The sequence below is a fragment of the Cellulomonas bogoriensis 69B4 = DSM 16987 genome, assembly GCF_000767165.1.
GTDB lineage: Bacteria > Actinomycetota > Actinomycetes > Actinomycetales > Cellulomonadaceae > Actinotalea > Actinotalea bogoriensis.
This window is the reverse complement of record NZ_AXCZ01000140.1, coordinates 1-7,350: the sequence shown is the minus strand read 5'-3', so window position 1 is coordinate 7,350 and position 7,350 is coordinate 1. Positions and strand designations below refer to the sequence as shown.

General features: G+C 73.0%; 6 protein-coding genes, 1 CRISPR repeat array and 1 riboswitch. Of the genes, 2 read left to right on the top strand and 4 right to left on the bottom strand.

Annotation, left to right across the window (positions count from 1 at the left end):
* Nucleotides 1-39 precede the first annotated feature (39 nt).
* Nucleotides 40-2,877: direct repeats of the CRISPR family, unit length 28 nt; unit sequence GTCCTGTCCCCGCTCGCGGGGGTGATCC.
* A 67-nt stretch (nucleotides 2,878-2,944) separates the two neighbouring features.
* From N869_RS17405 to N869_RS11415, 4 genes are all read right to left on the bottom strand, one after another.
* On the bottom strand, nucleotides 2,945-3,082 hold the full coding sequence (locus tag N869_RS17405; protein ID WP_156968508.1) for a hypothetical protein: 138 nt from the start codon (nucleotides 3,080-3,082) through the stop codon (nucleotides 2,945-2,947).
* A gap of 197 nt (nucleotides 3,083-3,279) precedes the next feature.
* A complete protein-coding gene (locus N869_RS11425) occupies nucleotides 3,280-3,537 on the bottom strand; it encodes a hypothetical protein (protein WP_035061764.1) in 258 nt (85 codons plus the stop codon).
* A gap of 133 nt (nucleotides 3,538-3,670) precedes the next feature.
* On the bottom strand, nucleotides 3,671-4,774 hold the full coding sequence (locus N869_RS11420; protein ID WP_035061762.1) for a GNAT family N-acetyltransferase: 1,104 nt from the start codon (nucleotides 4,772-4,774) through the stop codon (nucleotides 3,671-3,673).
* 82 nt (nucleotides 4,775-4,856) lie between these two features.
* Nucleotides 4,857-5,108: a DUF4235 domain-containing protein gene (locus N869_RS11415; RefSeq protein ID WP_052105460.1), complete on the bottom strand. Its 252-nt coding sequence runs from the start codon at nucleotides 5,106-5,108 to the stop codon at nucleotides 4,857-4,859.
* 106 nt (nucleotides 5,109-5,214) lie between these two features.
* Nucleotides 5,215-5,332: riboswitch (TPP riboswitch) on the top strand.
* A gap of 63 nt (nucleotides 5,333-5,395) precedes the next feature.
* On the opposite strand from N869_RS11415, the gene N869_RS11410 reads away from it, so the two are divergent.
* Both N869_RS11410 and N869_RS11405 read left to right on the top strand, forming a co-directional pair.
* Nucleotides 5,396-6,529 carry a thiamine ABC transporter substrate-binding protein gene (locus N869_RS11410; RefSeq protein ID WP_084137014.1) on the top strand — a complete coding sequence of 378 codons (1,134 nt, stop codon included), beginning with the start codon at nucleotides 5,396-5,398 and terminating at the stop codon, nucleotides 6,527-6,529.
* A gap of 52 nt (nucleotides 6,530-6,581) precedes the next feature.
* Nucleotides 6,582-7,350: ABC transporter permease (locus tag N869_RS11405; protein ID WP_156968509.1), on the top strand; the 769-nt coding region annotated here is incomplete at its 3' end.

Genomic DNA, 7,350 nt, shown 5'->3' with positions numbered 1-7,350 from the left:
TGATCCCCCCTCCGGCTCGGCCGGAGGTCGTGGGTTGCGGTCCTGTCCCCGCTCGCGGGGGTGATCCCCGCTCGAGGTACTCGCCGAGCTCGGACACTTGGTCCTGTCCCCGCTCGCGGGGGTGATCCGACCCTCGCTGAAGTCCTCGAGGGGTCCGACGAGTCCTGTCCCCGCTCGCGGGGGTGATCCCTGGGCCAGGGTCAGGCGGGGGGTGGCGGCCAGGTCCTGTCCCCGCTCGCGGGGGTGATCCCAGGCCCGCATCATCTGCGCCCGCCTGCTGAACGTCCTGTCCCCGCTCGCGGGGGTGATCCACCCCGCAGTGGCAACCGGGATCGGGGCGATATTGTCCTGTCCCCGCTCGCGGGGGTGATCCCGCCCACCTCGACCGTGAAGAAGCTGAGCTGGTCGTCCTGTCCCCGCTCGCGGGGGTGATCCCTTGACTTCGGGGTCGCGGTAGAGGGTGAGGCGGTCCTGTCCCCGCTCGCGGGGGTGATCCGACACGATGACCACCCCTGACCAGGCCGCGGTGGTCCTGTCCCCGCTCGCGGGGGTGATCCGACCCTCGCTGAAGTCCTCGAGGGGTCCGACGAGTCCTGTCCCCGCTCGCGGGGGTGATCCCTGGGCCAGGGTCAGGCGGGGGGTGGCGGCCAGGTCCTGTCCCCGCTCGCGGGGGTGATCCCAGGCCCGCATCATCTGCGCCCGCCTGCTGAACGTCCTGTCCCCGCTCGCGGGGGTGATCCACCCCGCAGTGGCAACCGGGATCGGGGCGATATTGTCCTGTCCCCGCTCGCGGGGGTGATCCCGCCCACCTCGACCGTGAAGAAGCTGAGCTGGTCGTCCTGTCCCCGCTCGCGGGGGTGATCCCTTGACTTCGGGGTCGCGGTAGAGGGTGAGGCGGTCCTGTCCCCGCTCGCGGGGGTGATCCGACACGATGACCACCCCTGACCAGGCCGCGATGGTCCTGTCCCCGCTCGCGGGGGTGATCCCGACCCGACGAAGGATCGGCCGCAGGGCCCGACGTCCTGTCCCCGCTCGCGGGGGTGATCCGCGCCCCACCCCCGGGGGACAGGAGGTGGGGCGGTCCTGTCCCCGCTCGCGGGGGTGATCCGCTGGTCAGGTTGTCCCCGGTCAGGAACGGAACGTCCTGTCCCCGCTCGCGGGGGTGATCCCCACATCGCGCACGTCACCCACAACCGGGCCGTGTCCTGTCCCCGCTCGCGGGGGTGATCCCCACCCCCAGTGAAGGCCCAGGGCTCCGGGGTCGTCCTGTCCCCGCTCGCGGGGGTGATCCCGCATGCCGCTCCCGCTCGACGTCGGCGGCCTCGTCCTGTCCCCGCTCGCGGGGGTGATCCCCGTTGCACGGCCCCGTCACGGTCACCGCACAAGTCCTGTCCCCGCTCGCGGGGGTGATCCCGGCACGCGTGCCCGCCGGAACGGCATCGTCCTGTCCTGTCCCCGCTCGCGGGGGTGATCCCCGCAGGGTGCCCGCACGGGGGTGGCCGTCCGGGTCCTGTCCCCGCTCGCGGGGGTGATCCCGACCCGACGAAGGATCGGCCGCAGGGCCCCTCGTCCTGTCCCCGCTCGCGGGGGTGATCCCTTGACTTCGGGGTCGCGGTAGAGGGTGAGGCGGTCCTGTCCCCGCTCGCGGGGGTGATCCGACACGATGACCACCCCTGACCAGGCCGCGACGGTCCTGTCCCCGCTCGCGGGGGTGATCCGCTGGTCAGGTTGTCCCCGGTCAGGAACGGAACGTCCTGTCCCCGCTCGCGGGGGTGATCCCCACATCGCGCACGTCACCCACAACCGGGCCGTGTCCTGTCCCCGCTCGCGGGGGTGATCCCCACCCCCAGTGAAGGCCCAGGGCTCCGGGGTCGTCCTGTCCCCGCTCGCGGGGGTGATCCCGCATGCCGCTCCCGCTCGACGTCGGCGGCCTCGTCCTGTCCCCGCTCGCGGGGGTGATCCCCGTTGCACGGCCCCGTCACGGTCACCGCACAAGTCCTGTCCCCGCTCGCGGGGGTGATCCCGGCACGCGTGCCCGCCGGAACGGCATCGTCCTGTCCTGTCCCCGCTCGCGGGGGTGATCCCCGCAGGGTGCCCGCACGGGGGTGGCCGTCCGGGTCCTGTCCCCGCTCGCGGGGGTGATCCCTCCATAGCAGCCGCCGTAGCCTCCGTACGAGAGTCCTGTCCCCGCTCGCGGGGGTGATCCGGAAAGGCCATGACCACCACCCCCCGTGTCACCGTCCTGTCCCCGCTCGCGGGGGTGATCCCGCAACGGGGCTAGGGCACCCATGGACATCCACGTCCTGTCCCCGCTCGCGGGGGTGATCCCCACATCGCGCACGTCACCCACAACCGGGCCCTGTCCTGTCCCCGCTCGCGGGGGTGATCCCCGCAGGGTGCCCGCACGGGGGTGGCCGTCCGGGTCCTGTCCCCGCTCGCGGGGGTGATCCCTCCATAGCAGCCGCCGTAGCCTCCGTACGAGAGTCCTGTCCCCGCTCGCGGGGGTGATCCGGAAAGGCCATGACCACCACCCCCCGTGTCACCGTCCTGTCCCCGCTCGCGGGGGTGATCCCGCAACGGGGCTAGGGCACCCATGGACATCGACGTCCTGTCCCCGCTCGCGGGGGTGATCCCAGGTGTCCGGCACCGAAGCGCGTAGTGCTCTGGTCCTGTCCCCGCTCGCGGGGGTGATCCCCCCGACACCCACACGACCTGCAACCGCGACCCGTCCTGTCCCCGCTCGCGGGGGTGATCCCGGCACCACATGCACCCGGTCACCATCCTCAGCGTCCTGTCCCCGCTCGCGGGGGTGATCCGGCCCAGGGCTCCGGGGTCCACCCCCCCGCGCGGTCCTGTCCCCGCTCGCGGGAGTGTTCCCGGCACGGCGTGCATCACGACGGAGCACGCGGCATCTTGCGGGTGCCCGCTCCGTTGTCAGGGCCGGTCAGTCGTCGCCTGCCTGTGCCGTGGTGAGCTCGGTGCGCGTTGCGCGCATCCGGACCCATACCAGGAGCGTGTCCACCTGGCGGGAGGGCAGGACGTCGACGGCGTGGGCCAGGACGATCGCGATGTGGTCCTCCACGACCGTCCCTGCCCGGGCAGGAGGAGCGTCCCGGCGCCCACGGCGAGGCGCCCAAGACCCAGGACACCGTTGCCGACCACCACGAACCGGGGAAACCCCCGGCTCACGCCCCGCACCCGCGGGTCAAGGCTCACCCCCGTGTGCAGCGGTCCGTAGGGCCTTGCGTCCCCCATGGCTCTTGCCGTAGTGCTAGCCCTTCACGCGGGTCCTGTCACAGGCGGTGCGTGCGTGGCTCTCTTCGCCCGGCGTTCGCGCGCCACGAGGACTCCGATGAGGGCGGGGATCCCGAGGAGAGTGCCGAGCATCGCCGAGCTGAGCGTGTCGCGGTCGCCCCAGAGGGCGGTCCCGCCGGCGATCAGGACCAGGGCCGCGGCGAACGACACCAGCCCCCACGTGCGGTTCCGCAGGTGTGTCACGAGCGCCACGAGGCAGATGGCCACGAACCCGACGATCATGGCGCGAGGACGCTCGCGCTCTTCACCGAGCCGCTGCCTCGTTGCTGACCAACCTCATGCTGGTCACGGTACCGTGACAACGCCCGATGTCATAGAGCCGAGACATCGGGCGTTGTCGCACAGCCGTGACATGTCACGTGGTGCGGCGCTGCCACATCCCGATGACGCCCATGGGCCGGAACCCGAGGGCGACGTTGATGTCGAGCATGTGGGAGTTCTCCTCCGCGTTCCAGGTGTGCACGCGCGCCGCACCCGGCCGCTCGTCCCGCAGCCGCTCCACGAGCGTGGCCTTGAGCAGCATGCCGAGGCGTCGCCCACGGTGCTCGGACAGCACCAGGGTGTCGCCCTGCAGCACGAACACGTCCGGCCGCGTCGGGTACTGCACGTACGTGTACCCCGCGAGCGCGCCGCTGGGCACGTGCTCGACGGCCACGGTGAGCAGGTCCAGCCCGGTGGCGGCGGACTCGGCCTCGGCGTTGCGGACCCGGGCCGCGTCCCAGGGCTCCTCCTCGACGTCCAGGGCCGCGGACGGCACGTCGGTGCTCATGCGGGTGCGCAGCACGGCCACCTGGTCCACCCACCTGTCGGGTGCGGGGCCGGTCCAGGTCACCGTCCGGTAGTCGTCCCCGGCGGCGGTCGCCGCCTCCTCGCGCAGGCGTGAGACCGTCTCGGCGTCCAGGGGCAGTCGGAGCATGCTGTACCGCTCGGCCTGCTCCAGGGTGTAGCCGCGGCCCGCCACGAACAGGGCCCCGGGCTCCTGGGGGCCGATGCGCCCGGACCCGGTGGGTGGGTGCAGGGCGGGGGCCCCGGCGGGGGGTTCGCCTGCGTGGTCGCTCCACACGATGACCGTCCCGCGGCCCGCGTCGGCGATGACCTTCTCCACCTGGTCGGCCAGGGCCGTGCCCGCCCCGTGCCGGCGGTGCGAGGGATGCACCACCACCGACCCGTAGCCCAGGTGGGTGTTGTCGGCCAGGGGCAGCTCCACCCACCCGTACCCGACGACGTCCTCCGCGGTCGGGTCGGTGACCCCGTCGGGGACGGCGACGAGCAGGGTGCGCTCGACGTACTCCCGGGCCCCCAGGTGGGAGGCGAAGAAGATGGGCGGGTAGTGCAGGTCGGCGTGCCCCCACAGGTGCGCGTCCGCGTCGTTGCTGACCCGGGCGGCGCCGTGCAGGTGCCACGACCACGGCCCCTCAGCGGTGCTGGGGACCGGTGCGGTGACGACGTTCCAGGCCATGGCACCACCGTGGCGTCACCGCAGGTGCGGGCGCCAGCTGTTTTCGGGCGGACGGCCGTGCGTCGTCAGACGGGTGGCGGCGTCACTTCACGTACTTGGCGGCGCCCCGCGCGGCCAGCACCCGGGCCAGCGCCACGAGCGCACCGCTGATCACCGCAGCGGCGGCGATCTCACCGAGGCGGGCCTCGGAGTCGTCCTCCGGGTCCGGGGGCTCGTGACCGGTCACCGCCGTCCACGCCTTGCTCAGGACCTTCTGCGCGACCCACGCCGCGGCGCCGGCCACCGCGATACCCGTGACCTTCGCCACGATCGTCTGCTTGGTGCTCTCACCCACGGGGTGTACCTCCAGGTCCGTGCCGGGCGCGATCCCGATCACCGTAACCGTGCACAGCCACCGCCGCAGGTCGGGACCAGGTCCCACCCCCGGCGGGTAGGCTGCCTGCGAACGACAGGGGAGCGTCACGCCCCACCCCGGGCCGACGCTGAGAGTGCGGGCAACCGCAGACCCTCGCACCTGATCCGGTTCGCACCGGCGTAGGGAGTCGGGACGTCTCAGGCACGCCGCCACGCCACCGTGGCCGGTGCGCCGCCCCTCCTGCACACCACGAGGAGGACCACCCCATGGCGAGCACCCTCGCCCACACCCCCCACCAGCAGCGGCCCAGCCTGCACGGTCGCCGCCGCCGGGCCCTGCCCTGGCTCGCGGTCACCGTCACCGGTGCGCTGCTCGCCGGGTGCACCACCGTCGGCACCGACACCCCCGACGACGACGCCACCGGCGCGCCCGACGGCGAGGGCGGCACCGTCGTCCTCATCACCCACGACTCGTTCGCCCTGAGCGAGGAGCGCATCGCCGACTTCGAGGCCAGCACCGGCCTCACCCTGGAGCAGCGGGCCCCCGGCGACGGCGGCTCACTGGTCAACCAGCTGATCCTCACCCAGGACGCACCCCTCGGTGACGTCGTCTACGGCATCGACAACACCTTCGCCTCCCGCGCGATCGCCGAGGGTGTTCTCGAGCCGTACACGTCCCCGGCCGCCGGGGACGACGCCACCGCCCTCGGTGTCGACGACGCCGGCCACCTCACCGCCATCAACGTCGGCGACGTGTGCCTCAACATCGACCACCAGTGGTTCGACGACGCCGACGTCCCCGAGCCCACCACCCTCGCCGACCTCACCGACCCCGCCTACGCCGACCTGGTGGTCGTCACCAACCCCGCGACGTCCTCACCGGGCCTGGCGTTCCTGCTCGCCACCATCGCCGAGTTCGGCGAGGACGGGTGGCAGGACTACTGGACGGACCTGCGCGACAACGGCCTGCACGTGGCCGCCGGGTGGTCCGACGCCTACTACGTCGACTTCTCCGGGTCCTCCGGCGAGGGCGACCGCCCCATCGCCCTGTCCTACGCCTCGTCCCCGCCATACGAGGTCACCGACGAGGACGCCGAGGAAGGCCCCACCAGCGCGATGCTCGACACGTGCTTCCGTCAGGTCGAGTACGCCGGCGTCCTGGCCGGTGCCCAGAACCCCGACGGCGCCCGCCAGGTCATCGACTGGCTCCTCAGCCCCGAGGTGCAGGCCGACATCCCGGAGAACATGTACGTGTTCCCCGTGGACACCACCGTCGAGCTCCCCGAGGCCTGGGCCCGGTTCGCGCCCGTGCCCGAGGACCCCTACACCCTGGACCCCGCGGACATCGACGCCAACCGGGACGACTGGATCCAGGAGTGGACCGAGCTGGTGATCGGCTGACCAGGCCCACCCCGTGAGGGACCTGGTGTCCGCACCGCGCCGCGCGACCCTGATGCGCGGCGCGGTGTGGACGCTCGCGGCGGCCGTCCCGCTGGTGTTCCTCGCCGTCTTCTTCGCCCTGCCCGTCGGCACCCTCGTCCTGCGCGGGTTCGTCGACGACGGGGCACTGGACCTCGGCGGGTTCGCCGAGGTGTTCTCCCGCCCCCGCACCTGGCGCATCATCGGCCTGACCCTCGCCCAGGCCACCGTCGGCACCGCGCTCGCGGTCCTGCTGGGCATCCCCGGCGCGTACGTGCTGTACCGGTGCCAGTTCCCCGGGCGCACCGCCGTGCGCGCGTTCGTGATCATCCCGTTCGTGCTGCCGACCGTCGTGGTGGGGGTCGCGTTCCGGTCCGTGCTGGCGCCCGCGGGCCCGTTGGGGTTCCTGGGGTGGGACGGGACGTTCGCGGCGGTGGTCGCCGCCCTGGTGTTCTTCAACTACGCGGTGGTCGTCCGCACCGTCGGGGGCTTCTGGGCGCACCTGGACCCCCGCGCGGAGCAGGCCGCCCGGTCCCTGGGTGCGCCGCCGTGGCGGGCGTTCCTCACCGTCACCCTGCCCGCCCTGACCCCGGCGATCGCGTCGGCGGCGTCCATCGTGTTCCTGTTCTGCGCCACTGCGTTCGGGGTGGTCCTGGTGCTCGGTGGGTTGCGGTACGGGACGGTCGAGACCGAGATCTGGATCCAGACCACCCAGTTCCTGGACCTGCGGGCCGCGGCCGTGCTGTCGGTGGTGCAGCTGGTGGTCGTGGCCGCCGCCCTGGCCACGGCGAGCCGGGCGCGCG